Here is an 18,710-nt window from a genome sequence, read left to right as displayed (position 1 = left end):
GTTGTTGGGCCGCTTTGCGGCCCATTCGCGGGTTTACCCGCGAAGAGGCCGGACCTGCTTACCTAGAATCCAATGAAGGCATAGTAGATCGGCGCTTCAGCAGTGGTCCGCAACCCCCGAGCCCGCAACTCATTCACCAGCTCAGGCTGCTCCACATGCAGCATCCACTCAGCTCCGGTCACGGATGACGCCTGAGCCAGCGCCCCGGCAAACACCGTCATGTCTGGCAGATAAGCAGTAAACCCATTGCCCTTGAGCGCGCTGGTGGTCATCCCCAGCGCCTCGCAAATGGCCACCTTGGCCGCAATATCATCCCGATCCGCCTGCCGCGAAGCCTGCACCAGCGCCAGCAGCGCGGGGTCCACCGGCAGCGCACCATGAATCAGCTCGGGCCCTTGTTCCCAGGCTTCGGGTGGGCAGTCCTTGTTCTCTGGCCGCAGCGGAATATGCGGATTGATCTCCACCGGGTAGATGCGACAGACCAGCGGTCGGCTTTCATAGATGGTGCACAGGTCGTTGTCGTCGAGGTTTCGACAGCGCCCCGGGTTGAATGCAGCAAAAGTTACCGAAACGCGCACTTCGCTGCCGCCGCAAGGCACCGGATACGAGCGACGCAGCACATGCTCGCGCTGGTCCGCCGGCATACCCGGCCCATCGGTGACGAAGCCCTCGATCAAGACGATCACCTGGCCACCCGCTGCAGCCCACTGGCGGGCTTCGGCCAAGGTCAATGGCACATGGTGGCCGGTACAGCACTTGCCACAACCGGTACAGGCAAACTGCAGGCTGTCGTTCACTTGGCGTCCGGGTTCCATTCGCTGATGAAGGCCTGCTGCTGCTTGCGGTCGTACAGGCACAGCTCGGTGCCGATGCGTTGCTGCATGTGCTTCTGTGGATAAACCCCTTCGATCAGCAGGGCACTGAAACCGACCTGGTCATCGAACTCGGCCGGTTTGCCGCGGGCGTGCGGATCCTTGAACTGGCTGGCCTTGAGGCAGGCCTTGAGCATCTGCTGGCGCTGCTCGTTCCAGGCCTGGCTGCTGGAGGCCTGGGCGACACCGCTGAACAGGGCGCAGGCGATCAGAAGAGAGTTGAAAAACTTCATACGCGGTTCCGGCAATGGGTCCGAGGGGCGCGAATTATGCCCGAGTCATCCCTGGCGGCAAGCCAGGGAGTTTGTCGCTGAATATGACAACACGAGCTTCAGCGCTCGGCAAACACCACGGTCCGCGCCGCAGTCACCAGGCAGTCGGTCAGGTCGGGCGAGGAGAACTTGGTGAGGATGGCATTGGCCCCGGCCAGCTTGGCTTTCTCGCTGCTCATGGCGCTGTCCAGCGAGGTGTGCAGCAGGATGTAGAGGTGCTGGAAGTCCGGGGTCTCGCGAAGGGTACGGGTGAAGGCGTAGCCGTCCATCTCGGACATTTCGATGTCCGAGACGATGATGTTGATCTCCTGCGCGGTGCCCTGCAGCTCCAGCAGCACGTTCATCGCATCCTTGGCACTGCGCGCGGTGTGGCAGTCGATGCCGAGGTTGCGCAAGGTGTGCAGCGACTGTTGCAGCGCCACCTGGCTGTCGTCGACCACCAGGATGTTGGCGGCGGCCAACAGGCTGGCGTCTTCCTCGCTCAGCTCGCCCGGATGTGGCTCCGGCTCGGGCGGGGCGATGCCGTGGATGACCTTCTCGATGTCCAGCACCTGCACCAGGGTGTTGTCGACCCGGGTCACGCCAGTGATGAATGAGCGGTTGCCCGAGCCAAACGGTGGCGGCTTGATGTCGGTGCTCAGGCAATGGACGATGCGGCTTACCGCTTGCACGTGCAGCCCTTGGCGCGAGCGGCTGATCTCGGTGACGATCAGGCAGCCGCCGTCCGGGTCGGCCAGCGGGCGTTCGCCGATGGCCCGGGACAGGTCGATCACCGACAACGGGTTGCCGCGCAGGGTCGCCACGCCCTTCACGTGCGGGTGCGACTCGGGCAGTTTGGTCAGTGGCGGGCAGGGAATGATCTCGCTGACCTTGAGCAGGTTGATTGCCATCAGCTTGCCGCTGCGCAGGGTGAACAGCAGCAGCGACAGCGAGTCCGCGCGGGCATTTTGCGTGGCCATGGTGACCTTCGTGGGAAACGGGGAATGCCGGGTTATCGGCCTGATTTGGCGGCTCTTTAGCCCTTTGGTCAGTGCACCGATCAGCAGGTCGATGCAGCCCCTGTGGGAGCGAGGTGTCGAACCCGCTCCCACAGGGAGGCGCGTGAAGGCTCCGGTCAGCGTTCGCGCAGGGCTTCGCGGGCGCGGTTCAGCGGTTTGATCAGGTAATCGAGGATGGTTTTCTCGCCAGTGCGGATATCCACCGTGGCGATCATCCCCGGCACGATCGCGAAGTGCTTGCCGGCCTTGTTGGTCAGGCTGTCCTGTTCGGTGCGGATGAATACCCGGTAGTAATAGATTTCCGGTTTCACCTCGTCCTGCAGGGTATCCGGCGATATCCCCACGACCTTGCCGTCCAGCCCGCCATACACCGAGTAGTCGTAGGCACTGATCTTGACCTTGGCCGCCTGGTCGGGGTGGATGAAGGCGATGTCCCGTGGGGCGATGCGGGTTTCGATCAGCAGTCGCTCATCCATCGGCACGATCTTCATCACCTGCCCGCCAGGTTGCACCACGCCGCCCAAGGTGTTGACCTCGATATCCTTGACGATGCCGCGCACCGGCGAACGCAAGGTCAGGCGCGTCAGCGAATCGCTGCGCCCGCGGATCACTTCCGACAGGCTGTCGGCCTCGGCACTGGCCTTGGCCAGCTCCTCGCGGGCGCGCACCAGGTACTCGGAGCGGGCCTCGTTGGCCTTGAGCTCCAGTTCCGAGCGCTGGCGGTTCAGGCGGATCACCTCGACCCGGCTGGAGGCGCCCATCTTGGCCAGGTTCTCGGTGATCTTCAGCTCCGCGCGCACCAGCCGCAGCGAATCCTCGATGCCGGCCAGGGTCTGCTCCAGGCCACGGCGGCGGGTTTCGTACAGCGCCGTCTCGGCGTCGATCAGCTCGGGCGAATCGCGCAGGCTTTCCGGGAAGCTCAGTGGCTTGCCGGTGACCTCGGCACGCAAGCGCGCCACGCTGGCCTTGGCGGCACGGTACTTGGCTTCGCTCTCGCCAACACTGGAGGCGGTTTTGGTCGGGTCGAGCTGGGCGAGCACCTGGCCGCGTTCCACCAGGTCGCCTTCGGCCACGTTCATCTCGGCGACGATGCCGCCTTCGAACGACTGGATCACCTGTTCGCGTGAACTGGGGATCACCTTGCCGGTGCCGGTGGACACTTCGGTCACCTCGAACCAGGCCGCCCAGGCCAGGAACGCAGCGAGCATAAGTGCGCAAATTGTGATGATGCGCCCGGCGCGCAGCACCGCCTGGTCGTCCTGACCGTCCAGGTACGAGGCGGGGAGTGGGTGGTTGCTCATGCCTGCGCTCCTTGTAGCTTGGCCAGGGCAGCGTCGCGTTTGTCGTCGATGACGATGCGCCCGCCGTCGAGCACGATGATGCGCTCCACACGCTGCAGCACGCTGAGGCGATGGGTGGCGATCACCAGGGTGCGGCCCTGGCAGAAGCGGTCGAGGTTATCCAGCAACTTGCGTTCGGTGACGTCGTCGAGCGAAGCGGTGGGCTCGTCGAGCAGCAGTACCTGCGGTTGGCGAACCAGCAAGCGCGCCAGCACCAGGGCTTGGCGCTGCCCGCCGGACAGGCCTTGGCCGCCTTCGAGGATCAGGTGGTCGAGGCCCTTGGGCAGGTGGCGGACGAACTCCAGCGCACCGGTGGCCGCCAGCGCGGCGACCAGTTCCTGGTCGCTGGCCTGGCCGGCGCCGAGGGTGAGGTTTTCCCGCAGGGTGCCGTGGAACAGCCGGGCATACTGGGCCAGCAGGCCGACGTCACGGCGCAGGTCGGCCGGGTCGAGGTGCGCCATGGCGATGCCATCGAGGCTAACTTCGCCCTGGCTCAGGTCCATGGCGCCGCCCAGCGCCTGCAACAGGGTCGATTTGCCGGCGCCGTTGCGCCCGAGCACGGCGATGCGTTCGCCAGGCTGGATGTCGAGCTGGCCGATGCTCAGCACCGGTGGTGCTTCCGGGCTGTAGCGGAAGGTGGCCTGGCGCAGCACATATTCGCCACGGATCGCTGGCAGGTGCACGCGGGCCTCGCCTTCCGGATGGTCGACCGGCGACTGCATCAGCTTGTCCAGGCCCTGCAGGGCCACCTTGGCCTGTTGCCAGCGGGTCAGCACATGGGTCAGCTGCGCCAGCGGCGCCATCATCCGTGACGACAGCATCGAGGCGGCCACCAGGCTACCGGTGGTGAGGTCGCCGGCGATCACCATCGGCGCACCGATCACGATGACCACGGCGAATACCGCCCCCTGCACGTTCTGGGTCCAGGTGACCAGGCCGTTGGTCAGGGTGCGCAGGTGCAGGCTGGTGTGCGCGCAGGCGGCGTTGTACTGGTTCCACTGGCGCTCGAAGCGTGCCTCGGCCTGTAGCGCCTTGATTTCGTCCAGGCCCTGGATGCTTTCCACCAGCATGGCGTTGCGCAGCGACGACTCGCGCATCGAGGCATTGGCCAGGGCGGCCAGCCGCCGCTGCGCCAGCAGGCCCGGGATGACCATGGCCAGCAGTGCCACCAGCGGGATGAACACCAGTACCCCGCCGATCAGCCAGAACACCAGCAGGAACAGCAGGAAGAACGGCAGGTCGGCCAACGCGGTGGCGGTGCTCGAAGTGATCAGGTCACGGATCGACTCCAGCTCGCGCAGCTGCGAGATGAACGAGCCGGTGGATTTCGGCCGTGCCGAATTGCGAAGGCGCAGCGCATGGCCGTAGACCAGGTCCGACACCCGCAGGTCGGCACGCTTGCCCAGCAGGTCGGTGACCTTCAGCCGCAGCAGGCGCATGCTGAAGTCGAACACCAGCGCCAGCACCACGCCGCCGAACAGCACGTACAGGGTTGGCAGGGACTCGGCGGGGATCACCCGGTCGTACACTTGCATCGAAAACAGCACGCCGGCCAGGGCCAGCACGTTGGCCACCAACGAGGCGACCATCACCTGGCCGTACGGGCGCAGGTCGCGCAGCACGATGCGGGTGAACCAGTGGCGATCGTAGGGTGCGGTGTAGTCGTCGGTGCGCACATCGCGCAGCGGCCGTGCCGGGCGCATCAAGGCCACGCGGTTGATGCGCCCGTCGAGCGCTTCGCGGGGCAGGCGCGAAGTCAGGCGCTGGTCGCCGGCGAACACCACCGCCAGCTCGTTTTCCTCGGTCACTGCCTCGACCGTGGCCAACTGGCCATCGTCCAGCTCCAGCACCAGCGGCGTGCGCCACTGGCGCAGGGCCTTGGCGTCGTAGCGCACGAAGCGCAAGGTCAGCCCGGCCTGGCGCGCCATGTGCCGGAGGATTTCATCCAGCGGGCGCGCATCCTCGGCTGCCGCCAGGCGGATGCGCTGGGGCGAGACGTCCAGGCGATAGTGATGAGCGACCTGCAGCATCACTTCCAGCCAGGGGCCCAGATCAGGGCGATGCGGCGCAGCCGGGTGCGGATTCTGCGCCTGACCGGCCTGGGTCAGCTTGACGGTGTCGTTCATGGCTCGATTTCCACCCCTTGCAGGTTGCGCCCTTCCAGCCCGAAGGCGGTACGCAGGGCGCCGGAGTTGTACAGGCAGTCGACATCCAGGCGCAGCAGGTCGGAGCGGGTGCCGGCGAGTTCGAAGCGTGACTGGTAGATCTCCTGCTCGGCGTTGAGCAGGTCGAGCAAGGGGCGGGTGCCCAGGTCCAGGTACTGCCTGCCATACAGTTCGCGGGCTTCCTGGATGCTGGCCTGGCGCGCCTCCAGCGAAGTCAGGCGCCGGCTCAGGCCGGAGGTCTGCGCCATGGCCTCGGCCAGGCCGCGGCGGGCCTGCAGGCGCGCCGCGTCTTCGGCGGAGTCGGCGGCGCTCAGGGCATGGCCGGCGGCGCGGCTGCGGGCGCTGATCGCGCCCCCCTGGTAGATGGGTACCTCGACGTTCAGGTAGATGCCCGCCTGGGTGCGGTCGAGGCTTCGGTTGTCGCGGTTGTAGTCGTTGTCCAGGTAATGGTTGACCTGCGGTTGCAGCGATAGCGTGGGGTAGGCTTCGGCCTTGGCCTGGGCCAGTTCGGCCTGTGACTGGGCGCGCAAGGCCAGGGCCATCAGTACGGCTGGCAGCCGGTCACTACTGCCTGAAGAACGCTTGCAGGCCTGGTTCAGCTCCGGTGGCGTTTGCTCGGCCAAGGCCGGTGGTGCTACGCGGCCGAGCAGTTCGGCCAGGGTCGAACGCCAGCGTTCGTACTGCGACTGGTATTCCTCGAGGGTGGCGCGGGCGCCCTCGACCCGCGACTCGGCCTGGACCACATCGGAGCGGGTGCTGGCGCCCATGTCGCTGCGCTGGCGGGCCATGCCGGCGATGTCACCGACGCCGCGGATCTGGTCACGGGCGATGGCCATCAACTGTTCGTAGCGGCGGGTTTCGATCCAGGCGTAGGCGGTGTCGCGGGCGAGGTCGTCGACCACCAGCAGGATATTGGCCTGGGCCCGCGTGGCGGCGGCCTGGGCGGCGCTGACGGCATTGTCGACCTTGCCGAAGTCGTAAAGCATCTGCTTCAACGACAGGTTCAATGCCTGGCTGTTGCGGTCGCCGCCGTAGCCGGTGTCATAGCCGGTGCGCAGACCGCCGGAAATCTGTGGGTAGTAACCGGCACGGGCGACGTTGATGCCTTCGCCCTGCTTGTAGAGGTTACCGACCGCTTCGGCGATGCTCGGGTGCCACTGCGCCGCAGTCAGCACGGCCTCGGCCAGCCCGAGGCGGTCGCCATTGCTGGCGGCCTGGCCGGAAGGCGGGCGAGCGGTGATGGCATCGGGCGCGTCGCGCATCAATGACGGCCCGATGGTGCGCAGTCTGGGGTCTATGTCGTCGGCTGCCAGGGCAACCGGGTTCAGGTTCAACGCCAGGAGCCCGAAGGCCCCCAGCCACAGCGGTGACAGCGGACTGCGTCGCTTCACGAAATTCCCTTACTGCTGTTCATCCTTGCCGCCGGGCGATGTGCCCGGCGGATTGCAGCGGCCTCAAACGACATGGATGCCGTTCTGCACCCACAGGTGATGGCTCGGATCTTCCTGGGCCGTGTATTGGTTATAGTCGATGCCGTCTGCGGTCTGGTTCCCGACCAGGGTCCAGTTGTCCGTCAGGTGCACCGAATCCTTGTCATCCCCCTTGATGATCAGCGTGTCCTTACCGGCTTCGGTGATTGCCACCACGTCCGCCAGGTTGAGGGTCAGCGCCACTGCACTGGTGTCGTTGAGGTCGATCACCTCGATGTTGTGGATACGGCTGGCCAGGTTGCCGAGGTCGATGCTGGCATCGCCGCCGCCCCACAGCAGGGTGTCGGTACCGCTGCCGCCATCGACGCTGGCGAAGTTCTGGTCGACCACTTCGAGGGTGTCGTTGCCTGCGCCGCCTTCCAGGCTGATGTGCCCGCCCTGGCTGCCGACCAGGTGGTCGTTGCCATCGGTGCCGGCGAGCACTTCACTGGATGCAGCGGCCGCAACGCTGGCCACCGCGCCGCTGCCGTCGCTGGTGTCGGCCACCAGTGCCGAGAAGGTGGTGACGCTGGCGGCGTTGTCCAGGTTGACGGTCAGCGTGGCGGTATCGGTGGTGCCGTTAGGGTGGGTCAGTTCATAGGTGAAGGTGTCGTGCTGGCCGATCACTGCCGAGGTCAGCCCGCTGTTGAGGGTGTAGGTGTAGCTGCCGTCTGCATGCACCAGCAGCGTGCCGTAGGTACCGGCCACGCTGACCCCGTTGTAGCCGGGGATGGCATAGGTGCCGGCGGCCGTCAGTACACTCAGCACGGTCAACGCCGAACCCAGGTTGTCGGTACCGGTCGGGTCGGTGATCAGGTTGCCGCTGGCCACCGTGGCGCTGCTGACCACGAACTCGGTGAGGTGCGTGGTGGTGGTATTGAGGCTGGTGGTGATCGAACTGGCCAGGCCGATGCCACCGGCACTGACCACGATATGGTAGGTACCGGCGCCCTGGTTCTGGAAGGTATAACCTGCGCCCCCGCCAAGCAGGCTGACCAGCGAACTGCCGCCGACCGTCTGCACCACCACATACTGGCCGGTGGTGGTGTTGAGCTTGAGCAGTTGGATGGTGGTGCCGTTGAGCAGGCTCAACAGGTTGGCGGAGTTGACCACCACTTGCAGGTTGGCCGTGGTGTCGGCGGCCACCGTGGTGGTGTAGGTGGCCGAGCGCGAGCCGACCAGCGGCAGGGTCAGCGAGCCAAGGGTGGCGCTGCTGCTGTCAACCCGGTTGGCCAGCGTGATGCTGCTGCTGTCGACGTCATTGACCGCATCCACCACCGTGGCCGGCGCGCTGAGGTTGCTGTCGTTCCAGGTTTCCGTGGCCTGCGGGCTGTCGATGCGCACGTAGAGGTTGGCCGCGGAGGTCAGCCCGTTCGGGTGCACCAGCTCGTAGCTGAACACGTCCACCTTGCCGACGCTCGCCGGGCTGCCGTTGGGGGTGTAGGTGTAGCTGCCGTCGGCATGGATCACCAGGGTGCCGTACTGGCCCTGCACCGTGGTGCCCGCGCCACTGGCGGCGTTCACGTAGCTGCCGTTGACCAGGATCTTCAGCACGGCGCCGCTGTCCGGGCCGAGCGAGTCGACCGCGCCATTGGTGCCCGGGTCGGTGATGACGTTGCCCGAGGCGGCGGTGCCGGTGCCGGTGAACTGGGTCAGGCTGGTGGCGTCGATGTCCAGGCTGGTGGTGACCTGGGTCACCAGGCCGATGCCGCCGCTGGCCACGGTCAGGCGGTAGTCGCCGGCCTGCAGCTTGCCGATGTCCACCTGCAGCCCCAGCGGCAGCACGATCAGGTCGAGCAGCCCCTGGGTGTTGCCGGTGGCGATGGTCACCCAGGCGCCGCTGGCGTTCTTCACCTGCAGGGTGAAGGTGGAGTTGTTGAGCAGCGCCAGCACGCTGTTGGTGGTCAGCGTCAGGGTCGGATCGGCCGTGGTGCCAGCCGCCACTGTCCAGGTGTAGGTCTTGCTGAAGCCCGACAGCAAGGTAGTGAAGCTGTCGGTGTAGGTGGTGGTGGCGGTGACCGGCGCCAGGTTGACGGTGGCGGTGGCCAGGTTGTTGCTGGCGATGACCGGGGCGTTGGCATCGACGTCCGGTGCGGTGATGTTGACGTTGCCGGAGACGTTGCTGCGGGGGTCGGTCAAGGTCACCGACAGCACCTGGCCGTTGTCCTGGGCTGGGCTCAGGGTCACGGTGAAGGTGCCGTTGGCCTGCACCACGGCGGTTTGCAGCACGGTCCCGCTGGCGCTGCGCACGGTCACCGTGGCGCCGACCTCGCCGGTACCGGTGAGGGTGGTGCCGTCGGCGCTGATCACCAGGTTGCTGGCGTTGGCCGGTGGGGTCAGGTCCGGGGCGGTCAGTGCTGTGGCGGTGGAGGTGTTGCCCGCGGCATCGGTGAGGGTGACGGTGAGCGCCTGGAAGTTGACCTGCGCCGTGTTCAGGCTGACCACGTACAGGCCGTTGCTGCCCACCGTGGCGGTGCCGAGCACGGTACCGGCGCTGTTGCGAACCGTCACTGTACTGCCGATTTCGCCGGAGCCGCTGACCGAGGTGCCGTTGGCGTTGATGGCCGCCACTGGAGCGGTCGGCGCAGTGGTGTCGGGCGCGGTGATGGCGGCGCTGCCGGATACGTTGTTGCCGGCGTCCGTCTGGCGCACGACCAGGGCCTGGCCGTTGTTCTGGGTGCTGGTCAGGGTGACGCTGAAGGTGCCATCGCCTTGCACGATGGCGGTACCGACCGTGCCGCTGGGGCCTTGCACGGTGACGGTCGCGCCCGGCTCGCCGTTACCGGTGAGCACGGTGCCTGCGCCATTGATCGCCAGGTTGGTGGGTGCCAGCGGCGCCTGTGTATCCGGCGCGGTGTAGCTGGTAGCGCCGGAGACGTTCAGCGCGGCGTCAGCCTGGGTCAGGCTCAGTACCTGGCCGTTGAGCTGGGCGCTGCTGAGGTTGATGCTGAACGCTCCCGCGCCGTTGACCAGGCCACTGCCGAGCACGTTGCCGGCAGCATCGCGCACCGTCACCGTGGCGCCGGCTTCACCGGTACCGGTCAGCACCAGGCCGTTGGCCGACAGCGCGCTGACCACCGGGTTGGCCGGCGCGGTGATGTCGGCTGCGGTGACGAACACCGGTTGCGACTCACCCCCCAGCAGCGATACCGACGTCACCGACAAATGCTGCCCGTTGAGCTGGGCGGCGCTCAGGGTGATGGAGAAGCCACCGTTGCCGATGTTGGCCAGACCGCTGCCGATCAGGTTGCCGGCGGCGTCGTAGACACGGATGGAGGTGCCGGTGGCGGCCGTCCCCGTGAGAGTCAGGCCGTCGGCGGCCAGTGTCGCGTTGAGGGGTGGCTCCGGTGGCGGCACCAGCGGTGTCACAAAGGTCGCCACGGCGGAGGTGTTGTTGGCTGCGTCGGTCTGGGTGACGGCCAGGGAAGCGGCCGAACCCGCTGCCGGTTGCAGGTTGATCGAGAAGTTGCCGCCGGCGTCGACCAGGCCGGTACCAATGACCACGCCGCCCAGGCTGACGGTCACGCGCGCGCCGGCTTCGCCTCGCCCGGTGAGGATGTCGTAAGTGTTGCTGACGGCAAGGTTGGTCACTGCTGCGGGCGGCGACGTGTCGGTGGTCTGGTATTGCGCCGGGGTCGAGGTGTTGCCGGCGCTGTCAGTGGCGATCACGGTCAGCAGTTGGCCGTTGTTCTGCGCCGAACTCAGGGTCACGGTGAAGTTGCCGCCTACTGGCACGGTGACGGTACCGACCACCGTGCCGGACGGATCGCGCACGCTGATGACGCTGCCCACCTCACCGGTGCCGCTGAGCAAGGTACCGTTGCCGGTCAGGGTGAGGTTGGCCGGCTGAGCAGGTGGGGTCAGGTCAGGTGCGGTCAGTTGCAGCGCTGCAGAAGGATTGCCGGTGGCATCCTGGGCAATCACGCTGAGCACCTGGCCGTTGATTTGCGCTGAGGTCAGGTTGAGCACGAAGGTGCCATCGGGGTCGATGGTGCCCTGACCGAGCAAATTGCCCTGGCTGTCCATCACGCTGACCCGTGCGCCGGCCTCGCCGGTACCGACCAGCTGGGTGCCGCTGCCGTTGAGGCTCGCCACCACGGTGGCCGGCGGCGTGCTATCGAGCGCAATCACGGTACTGATCGGTGAGACGTTGCCGCTGGCGTCTGCGAGGGTGACCTGCAGGGTCTGGCCGTTGAGCTGGGGCGCGCTGAGGTTGACCACGAAGGTGCCGTTGGGCCCGACCGTGGCAGTGCCGATTTCGGTGGTCCCGGCATAGACACGCACGGTGCTGCCCGCTTCACCGGTACCGCCGAGCTGGTCGCCAGCGGCGTTGAGCCGCAGGTCGAGCGCCGCGGCTGGCGGCGTCAGGTCCGGGGCGTTGATCGTGACTGGCTCGCTGATGTTGCCGGGTGGGTCGGCCTGCTGCACCGACAGCACCTGCTGGTTGATCTGTGCAGGGCTGAGTTCGACCCGGAAGCTGCCGTCGGCGAGCACCGTGGTAGTGCCCAGCAGCACGCCGGCTGCGTTGTTCACGGTGACCGTCGCGCCAGGCTCACCGCGGCCAATGACCACACTGCCGTCGGCATTGATGACCACGTTGGTCAGCACGTCTGGCGGCGTGAAGTCCGGGGTCTGCAGGGTAGCGACCGGCGACAGGTTACCGGCGCCGTCGGTCTGGGTGAAGCTCAGCACCTCGGCGTTGCCCAGGGCCGGGTTGAGGGTCAGGGTGAAGTGGCCGCTGGCGTCGACCAGGGCCGTGCCGATCTGCTGGCCGGCCGGGTTGGTCACGATCACCGTGGCCCCGGCTTCGCCACGCCCGGTGATGGTCACGCCATCGCTGGAGATGGCCAGTTCGCTGGGCGCAGTCGGCGGTGTGGTATCGGGTGCGGTGATGGGGCTGGCGCTGGACTGGTTGCCGGCGGCATCGGTCAGCACCACCTGCACGGCCTGGCCGTTGGCCTGTGGCGGGTTGAGGGTGACCTGGAAGCTGCCGTTGCTCATTACCGTGGCGGTGCCCAGCACGGTGCCGTCGGCGGCGATGACTTTCACCGCGGTATTGGCTTCACCGGTACCGTTGAGCAGGCTGCCGCCACCGGCGAATGCCAAATTGGCCGGCGCAGCCGGTGCAGTGATGTCCGGTGCGGTGAGGCTGACGCTGTTGGACTCGTTGCCGGCGACGTCAGTCTGCGCGGCGCTGAGTTGTTCGCCGTTGAGCTGGGCGGCGGAGAGGTTGACGCTGAAATTGCCGTCGGCGCCCACTACGGCAGTGCCCAGGCCGACCCCGCCGATACCGAGCACGGTCACGGTGGCCCCTGGCTCACCGTGGCCAGTGAGCACCAGGCCGTCGTTGGACAGCGCCAGGTTGCTCAGCGGTTGCGGCGCAGTGGTGTCCGGCGCCTGCAACTCGGCCGGCAGCGACGTGCTGCCGTCCGTGCCGGTGGCACTGACCTGGAGGATCTCGCCGTTGGCCTGGGCGCTGCCGAGGGTGACGCTGAAGGTACCGTCATTGTTGACCGGGGCGCTGCCCAGCAGCACACCATTGGGGCCCACCACGCTGACCGTGCTGCCCGGTGTGGCGATACCGGTGATGACCAGGCCGTCCGCCGAGAGCACCAGGCTGCCGGGAACATCGGGTGCGGTGTTGCCCGGCGCGGTGACGTTTTGTACCGGCGAGGTGTTGTTGGCGGCGTCAACCTGCACCACCGCGAGGTTCTCACCCACCGTTGCAGCCGGGGCGAGGGTGACCGAGAAGCGGCCGTCGCTGCCGACCAGGGCCGTGCCCAGCGCGGTGCCGTCCGGTGCGCGCACGGTGACCGTGGCGCCGGCCTCGCCGGTGCCGGTCAGGGTGGCACCATCGGCCGAGACGGCCAAATGGGCGACAGCGGCTGGAGGCGTTGTGTCGGCAGCGGTGTAGGCGGCCACGGGCGAGACGTTGCCGGCGGCATCGGTGGCGGTCACCTGCAAGGCCTGGCCGTTGGTCTGCGGGCTGCTCAGGGTGACCTGGAAGGTGCCGTTGGCGGCAGCCACCGTGGTGCCCAGCACATTGCCCGCCGCATCGCGCACGGTGACCGTGCTGCCGGGTTCGGCACTGCCGCTCAGTTGCAGGCCGCTGCCAGCCAAGGCCAGGGCGGTGGGCGCCGCAGGCGGAGTATGGTCGGGGGCCGTCACCGTCACGGCGGCAGAGGTGTTGTTGCCAGCGTCGGTCTGGGTCACGCTCAGGCGCTCGGCATTGAGCTGCGCGCTGGTGAGGGTGAGGGTGAAGCTGCCGTTGGCGGCCACCACACCGGTGCCGATGATGGTGCCATCCGGGCCACGCACGGTCACCGAGGCGCCGGCTTCACCCAGGCCAGTGAGGGTCAGGCCGTTGTTGTTGAGCACCACGTTGGTCAACGCCGCCGGGGCACTCAGGTCGTTAGTGACGACAGTGACCGCTGGCGAAGTGTTGCCCGCAGCATCCAGCTGGGTCACGCCGAGGGCCTGGCCAGTGGCTTGCGAGGTGGCGAAGGTGACGGTGAAGCGCCCGTCGGCGCCCACGGTGGTAGTGCCAAGCACGGCTCCGCTGGCATCGCGGACCTGCACCGTGGCGCCTACTTCACCGCTGCCGGACAGCTGCCGGCCATCGTTGCTGAGCGTTGCGTTGGTAACGGCTGCCGGTGGCGTGCGGTCTGGGGTCGCCAGGCTGGCCGGGCCGGACACGTTGCCAGCGGCATCGCTGAGGGTGACCTGCAGTGCGCTGCCGGTGGTCTGTGCGCTGGGCAGGGTGATCTGGAACTGCCCGCTCTGGTTCACCGTACCGGTGGCCAGCACGGCGCCGCTGGCGTCGCGCACGGTCACCAGTGCACCGGCTTCGCCCTGGCCGCTGACCACGGTGGCGGCGCTGTTCAGGCTGAGGCCGGTGGCCACATCCGGGGCTTGCAGGTCAGGTGCCTGCTGTGTGGCAGCGAGCGACACGTTGCCCGCAGCGTCGGCCTGGGTGATGGTGAGGTATTGCGCATTCACCTGCGCCGGCACCAGGTTGACATAGAACAGGCCGTTGCTGCCGACGGTGCCGGTGCCGACCACGGTGCCGTTGGCGTCGGTCACGCTCACGCTCGCGCCGACTTCACCATGGCCGGTCAAGGTGGTGCCGCTGCGGTTGATGGCGACCTGGGTCGGCGCATCGGGCGGGGTGGTGTCGGCTGCGACGATGGTCGCCGGCAGCGAAGGGGCGCCGCTGGCCGATGCGCGGGCGCTGACGTGCAGGGTCTGGGCGTTGAGCTGGGCATTGGCGAAGAAGATGCGGAAGATGCCGTCGCTGCCCACCGTGCCGGTGCCCAGGGTGGTGCCGCCGGAGGTGACGGTGATCAGCGAACCGACCGTGCCTTGGCCGGTGAGCAGGAAGCCATCGGCGCTGATGGCCAGGTTGGTGGGCGCTGCGACTTCGCTGCCGTCCGGTCCGTTGACGGTGACCGCGGTTTCGTTGTTGCCGGTGTCGTGGACCACGAGTTGCACGCCGTCGCCTGCAACCAGCGGTGGATTGACCTGAACCTGGAAGGTGCCATCCGGGTTGACCGTGGCGGTGCCCAGTTCGGTGCTGCCGTCGCGCACGATGACCGTGGTACCGGGTTCGGCGGTACCGCTGATGAGGCTGCCATCCGGGCTGACCGCGATGTCGGCGGCTGGAGCCGGTGGTGAGGTGTCGGCGGCCGTGACGCTGGTCGGCTCGGTGCTGTTGCCGGCGACATCGGCGACCACCACGGTCACCGTCTCGCCGTTGATCAGGGCGGGGGACAGCGGCACGCTGAAGCTGCCGTCGGCGTTGACCAGGACTGTGGTCTCGACGCCGGTCGGGCTGATTACGGTGACCGAAGCCGCGCCGGGCGCATTGCCGGTCAGGGCCAGGCCATCGGCGCTGATCGCCAGGTCCGTGGGTTGTGCGGGCGGGGTGAGGTCTGGTGCAGTCGCTTGTGCGGCGCCGGAGGTATGGCCTTGTGGGTCGGTCTGGGTAACGTTGAGGGTCTGGCCGTCCAGCTGCAACGGGCTCAGTGCAACACTGAAGCTGCCACTGGCGGGGACCACCACGCTGCCCAATAGCTGCCCGGTGCTGTTGCGCACTTCAACGGTGGCACCGGGCTCACCGGTGCCTTGAACAAGGCTGCCGTCGGCGCTGACCAGCAGCCCGCCCGGGGCTGCGGGGGCGCTGCTGTCGTCGGCGGTGAACGGCGCCGACGGCGAGGCGTTGCCAGCGGCGTCGATGAGCACCACCGAGACGGTTTCACCGCTGGTTTGCGCAGGTGTCAGGGTAACGCTGAAGGTACCGTCGTTGTCGACCACGCCGCTACCGAGCAGCTGCCCGCCGGCACCGCGGACTTCCACGGTGGCGCCCGCTTCGCCCTGACCCGTGAGGGTGATGCCATCGGCGCTGAGGCCGAGGCCTTGGGCGGGGAGAGGCGCTTCGCGGTCACTGGCGGTCAAGGTCTCGGCAGGGGAGGGGTTGCCGGCGCCATCGGTCTGGACCACCGTCAGCACCTGGCCATTGAGTTGGGGTGGGTCGATGGTCACACGGAAGCTGCCGTCGGCTTCGACCGTAGCGGTGCCCAGCACTGCGCCGCCAGCGCCGGTCACCCGTACCTGAGCGCCGGGTTCGCCGCTGCCGGTGAGCACCGTGCCGTCGGTCGACAGCGCAAGGCCTGTGGTGATGGCCGGCGCCTGGCTGTCCGGTGCCGTCAGGTCGACGGCGGCCGAGACGTTGCCGGTCGGGTCGCGTTGCTCGACGGTCAGGGCCTGGCCATTGGTCTGGGTGGGGCTCAGGGTAACCTGGAAACTGCCGTCGCCGTTGACCAGGGCAGTGCCCAATACAGTGCCGTTCGGGCCGCGTACGGTAACGGTGGCGCCGGGCTCGCCAGTGCCGGAGACGCTGCTGCCGGTGCCGTCGATGCTGGGGTTGCTCACGGCTTGCGGCGGCGTGGTGTCGGGGGCGGTGAAGCTGACCGGGCCGGCGCTATTGCCCAGTGTGTCGGTGGCTTCGACGCTCAGTTGTTCACCGTTGCGCTGGGGCACGTTGAGGGTGACGTCGAATTGCCCGTTGGCGGCTACGATGGCCGTGCCCAGTACGCTACCGTCGGCGGCGCGCACGGTGACGATCGAGCCCGCTTGGCCGGCACCGGTGAGATGCAGGCCGGTGGCGTCGACGGCCAGCGCCGAAGGTTGCAGCGGGCCATCCAGGTCGGGCGCGGTGAGGGTGGCGGTGGAGCTGTTGCCGGCGGCGTCGCGCAGCACCACGTCGAGCTCCTGGCCGTTGACCTGGGCGGGCGACAGGGTGACGGTGAAGTAACCGTTGGCTCCGACTGTAGCGGTGCCCAGCACCGTACCCTGGGCATTGGTGACCTGCACCGTGGCGCCGACCTCGCCGCGGCCGGTGAGGGTAATGCCGTCGGCCGCCAGGTTCAGGTCACTGGCCTGGTTTGGCGGGGTGATGTCCGGGGCGTTGATCTGGCTCGGCAACGAACTGTTGCCGTCGGCATCGATGGCCACCACGTCGAGCAGTTCGCCATTGGCCTGGGCCGGTGTGAGAACGATGGTGAAGGTGCCATCGTTACCCACCTGTACGCTGCCGATCACCGCGCCATTGGCATCGCGTACTTCCACCAGGCTGCCCACCGGGGCGGTGCCGCTGATGGACGTGCCGTCGGCGGCCAGTACCAGCCCGGCAGGGCTCTCTGGCACTGCAGTGGCAGGGACGATCACGGTGAGCTCGAGCGAAGCGTTGCCGGCGGCGTCGGTCTGCACCAGCACGATGCGGTCAGCGGCACTGACCGGGCCGTTGAGGTCGACCAGGAAGGTGCCGTTGGCCGCGACGACACCGGTGCCGATCACCGCGCCGTTGGCATCACGCACTTGCACCGTTGCACCCGGCTCGCCGCGGCCACTGATGACCAGGCTGCCAGCACCGACTATGACGTTGCTGATGATTGCCGGTGGGGTGATGTCAGGTGCGGTGTAATCAAGCGGCGTCGAGCTGTTGCCCGCGGCATCGGTGACGGTGATGGCCAGGTGTTCGCCATTGGCCTGGGCAGGGTCGAGGGTGAGGCTGAAGCTGCCGTCTGGCTGGACGATGGCGCTGCCGATCAGGTTGCCATTGGCATCGCGAACCTCTACCCGTGCGCCCGCTTCGGCGCTGCCGGTCAGGGTTACGCCGTTGGCCAGGCTGAGCCCGCTGGGTTGCGTTGGCGCCACCAGGTCCGGGGCAGTCAGGGGGCTTGGCGTCGAAACGTTGCCGGCGGCATCGGTAAGGGTGACCTGCAGCGATGAGCCATCGACCACGGGCGAGGTCAGTTGCAGGGTGAAGCTGCCATCAGGTTGCACGGTACCGGTGCCGATCAGTTGACCTTGGTCGTTCAGCACGTTGACGGTCGCACCGACTTCGCCACGGCCCGACACGGTGCGCCCGTCGGCGCTGATGATCACATTGCTGGCCGGCGCGGGCGGTGTGGTGTCGCCGCCGCTGCCAACGCCGTCGTTCGGTGCGGTGATGGTGGTGCCGCTGGAGACATTGCCAGCAGGGTCGGTGACCGTGACTTGCAAAGGCTGGCCATCGGTCTGCGGCGGTTGCAAGGTGACGCTGAACTGGCCGTCGGCGCCGGCCACGGCAGTGCCCAGCACGGCGCCATCGGCACCGCGTACCTGAACGGTCGAACCTGGCTCGGCGCGGCCGGTGACGGTATTACCCTGCGGGTCTATCGCCAGTTGCGCCGGTGCGGTAGGCGGGGTGATGTCCGGGGCTGTCACCGTACCCGCCTGCGAGGTGTTGCCTGCGGCATCGGTCTGCGAGACAGCCAGGTTTTCGCCGTTGGCCTGCGGGGTGTTCAGGGCGATATCGAAGCTGCCATCGGCATTCACCGTGCCGCTGCCAATCAGATTGCCGGCAGCATCGAATACATTCACCGTGGCGCCCGCTTCACCACGCCCGCTCAGGCGCAGGCCATCGGGCGAAACCAGCAGGTCGATGGGGGTTGCCGGTGCCGTGGTGTCGCCCGGCGTGCTGCCACCGCCGCCACCACCACCGCCGCCGCCACCATTCGCCGCTGCTGCCACCCCGCCGACGCCGAGCAAGCTCAGGCCGGCAATCGCAAAGGTCGAGGTTTCGTTACCGGCGGTGCCGATGCCGGCCACCAGTTCGTCGAGTGAGTTCACCTCATCGAACGTGAAGCCGGTGAAGGCGGTCGCGTCATAATTGGCGTGCCACAGGGTGCCGTCTTCGCCGACGAACACCATGTCACTGCCAACCCCTGCCTGGTCCACGGCAAAGAAGTTGCCGACGGTGACTTTTTCTCCGTTCTTGAGCGTGACGATCAGGTCCTGGCCACGCCGGGTGACGGTCGCCACCTGGTCGGGAGCAACGGGCATCTGCACGACGCCTGGGCTGTTGAGGGTGATATTGCCCCAGGCATTCTGGGTGGCGACGGCAGATTGCTTGTCGGCGACGACGATGTTGTCCATGAGTGCTCCCTGCTGGTTTTCGGTACGCAGGACCGTCTGCGCGATCCTTGGTTGGCACAACCTGGCCGAATAGCGGCCGCGTAACCGGCGATTAGGGAGATATAGCAGCCCAGCGG

Annotated in this window: 7 protein-coding genes; all 7 read right to left on the bottom strand. The window is 67.5% G+C overall.

Features of this window, described 5'->3' with window-relative positions; all coding sequences use genetic code 11:
- Positions 1-62: 62 nt before the first annotated feature.
- Positions 63-797: a YkgJ family cysteine cluster protein gene (locus HU738_RS22850; protein ID WP_186604311.1), complete on the bottom strand. Its 735-nt coding sequence runs from the start codon at positions 795-797 to the stop codon at positions 63-65.
- On the bottom strand, positions 794-1,105 hold the full coding sequence (locus tag HU738_RS22845) for a hypothetical protein (protein ID WP_186604309.1): 312 nt from the start codon (positions 1,103-1,105) through the stop codon (positions 794-796). Before HU738_RS22845 ends, HU738_RS22850 begins: the two co-directional genes overlap by 4 nt.
- Before the next feature lie 98 nt (positions 1,106-1,203).
- Positions 1,204-2,103 (bottom strand): chemotaxis protein, encoded by a 900-nt coding sequence (locus HU738_RS22840; RefSeq protein ID WP_186604307.1) that lies wholly within the window; start codon positions 2,101-2,103, stop codon positions 1,204-1,206.
- A gap of 155 nt (positions 2,104-2,258) precedes the next feature.
- The gene (locus HU738_RS22835) at positions 2,259-3,443 is read right to left on the bottom strand and encodes an HlyD family type I secretion periplasmic adaptor subunit (RefSeq protein WP_176509541.1); all 1,185 of its coding nucleotides are present in this window, start codon (positions 3,441-3,443) and stop codon (positions 2,259-2,261) included.
- Entirely contained in the window at positions 3,440-5,608 is a 2,169-nt protein-coding gene (locus tag HU738_RS22830) for a type I secretion system permease/ATPase (protein ID WP_186604305.1), read from the bottom strand. The genes HU738_RS22835 and HU738_RS22830 overlap by 4 nt, the downstream gene beginning before the upstream one ends.
- Positions 5,605-7,038, bottom strand: coding sequence for a TolC family outer membrane protein (locus HU738_RS22825; protein ID WP_186604303.1), 1,434 nt, complete (start codon positions 7,036-7,038; stop codon positions 5,605-5,607). The genes HU738_RS22830 and HU738_RS22825 overlap by 4 nt, the downstream gene beginning before the upstream one ends.
- 63 nt (positions 7,039-7,101) lie before the next feature.
- Positions 7,102-18,594: a BapA/Bap/LapF family large adhesin gene (locus HU738_RS22820; protein WP_186604301.1), complete on the bottom strand. Its 11,493-nt coding sequence runs from the start codon at positions 18,592-18,594 to the stop codon at positions 7,102-7,104.
- Between the last annotated feature and the right edge of the window lie 116 nt (positions 18,595-18,710).

Source organism: Pseudomonas vlassakiae (assembly GCF_014269035.2).
Classification (GTDB): domain Bacteria; phylum Pseudomonadota; class Gammaproteobacteria; order Pseudomonadales; family Pseudomonadaceae; genus Aquipseudomonas; species Aquipseudomonas vlassakiae.
The sequence above is the reverse complement of the archived record's forward strand: the minus strand, read 5'-3'. Positions and strand labels throughout refer to the sequence as shown.

Bases quoted from the DNA above. Each gene is read 5' to 3' on its own strand.
- HU738_RS22845 (WP_186604309.1), bottom strand. From the start codon at position 1,105: ATGAAGTTTTTCAACTCTCTTCTGATCGCCTGCGCCCTGTTCAGCGGT.
- HU738_RS22840 (WP_186604307.1), bottom strand. From the start codon at position 2,103: ATGGCCACGCAAAATGCCCGCGCGGACTCGCTGTCGCTGCTGCTGTTC.
- HU738_RS22835 (WP_176509541.1), bottom strand. From the start codon at position 3,443: ATGAGCAACCACCCACTCCCCGCCTCGTACCTGGACGGTCAGGACGAC.
- HU738_RS22830 (WP_186604305.1), bottom strand. From the start codon at position 5,608: ATGAACGACACCGTCAAGCTGACCCAGGCCGGTCAGGCGCAGAATCCG.
- HU738_RS22820 (WP_186604301.1), bottom strand. From the start codon at position 18,594: ATGGACAACATCGTCGTCGCCGACAAGCAATCTGCCGTCGCCACCCAG.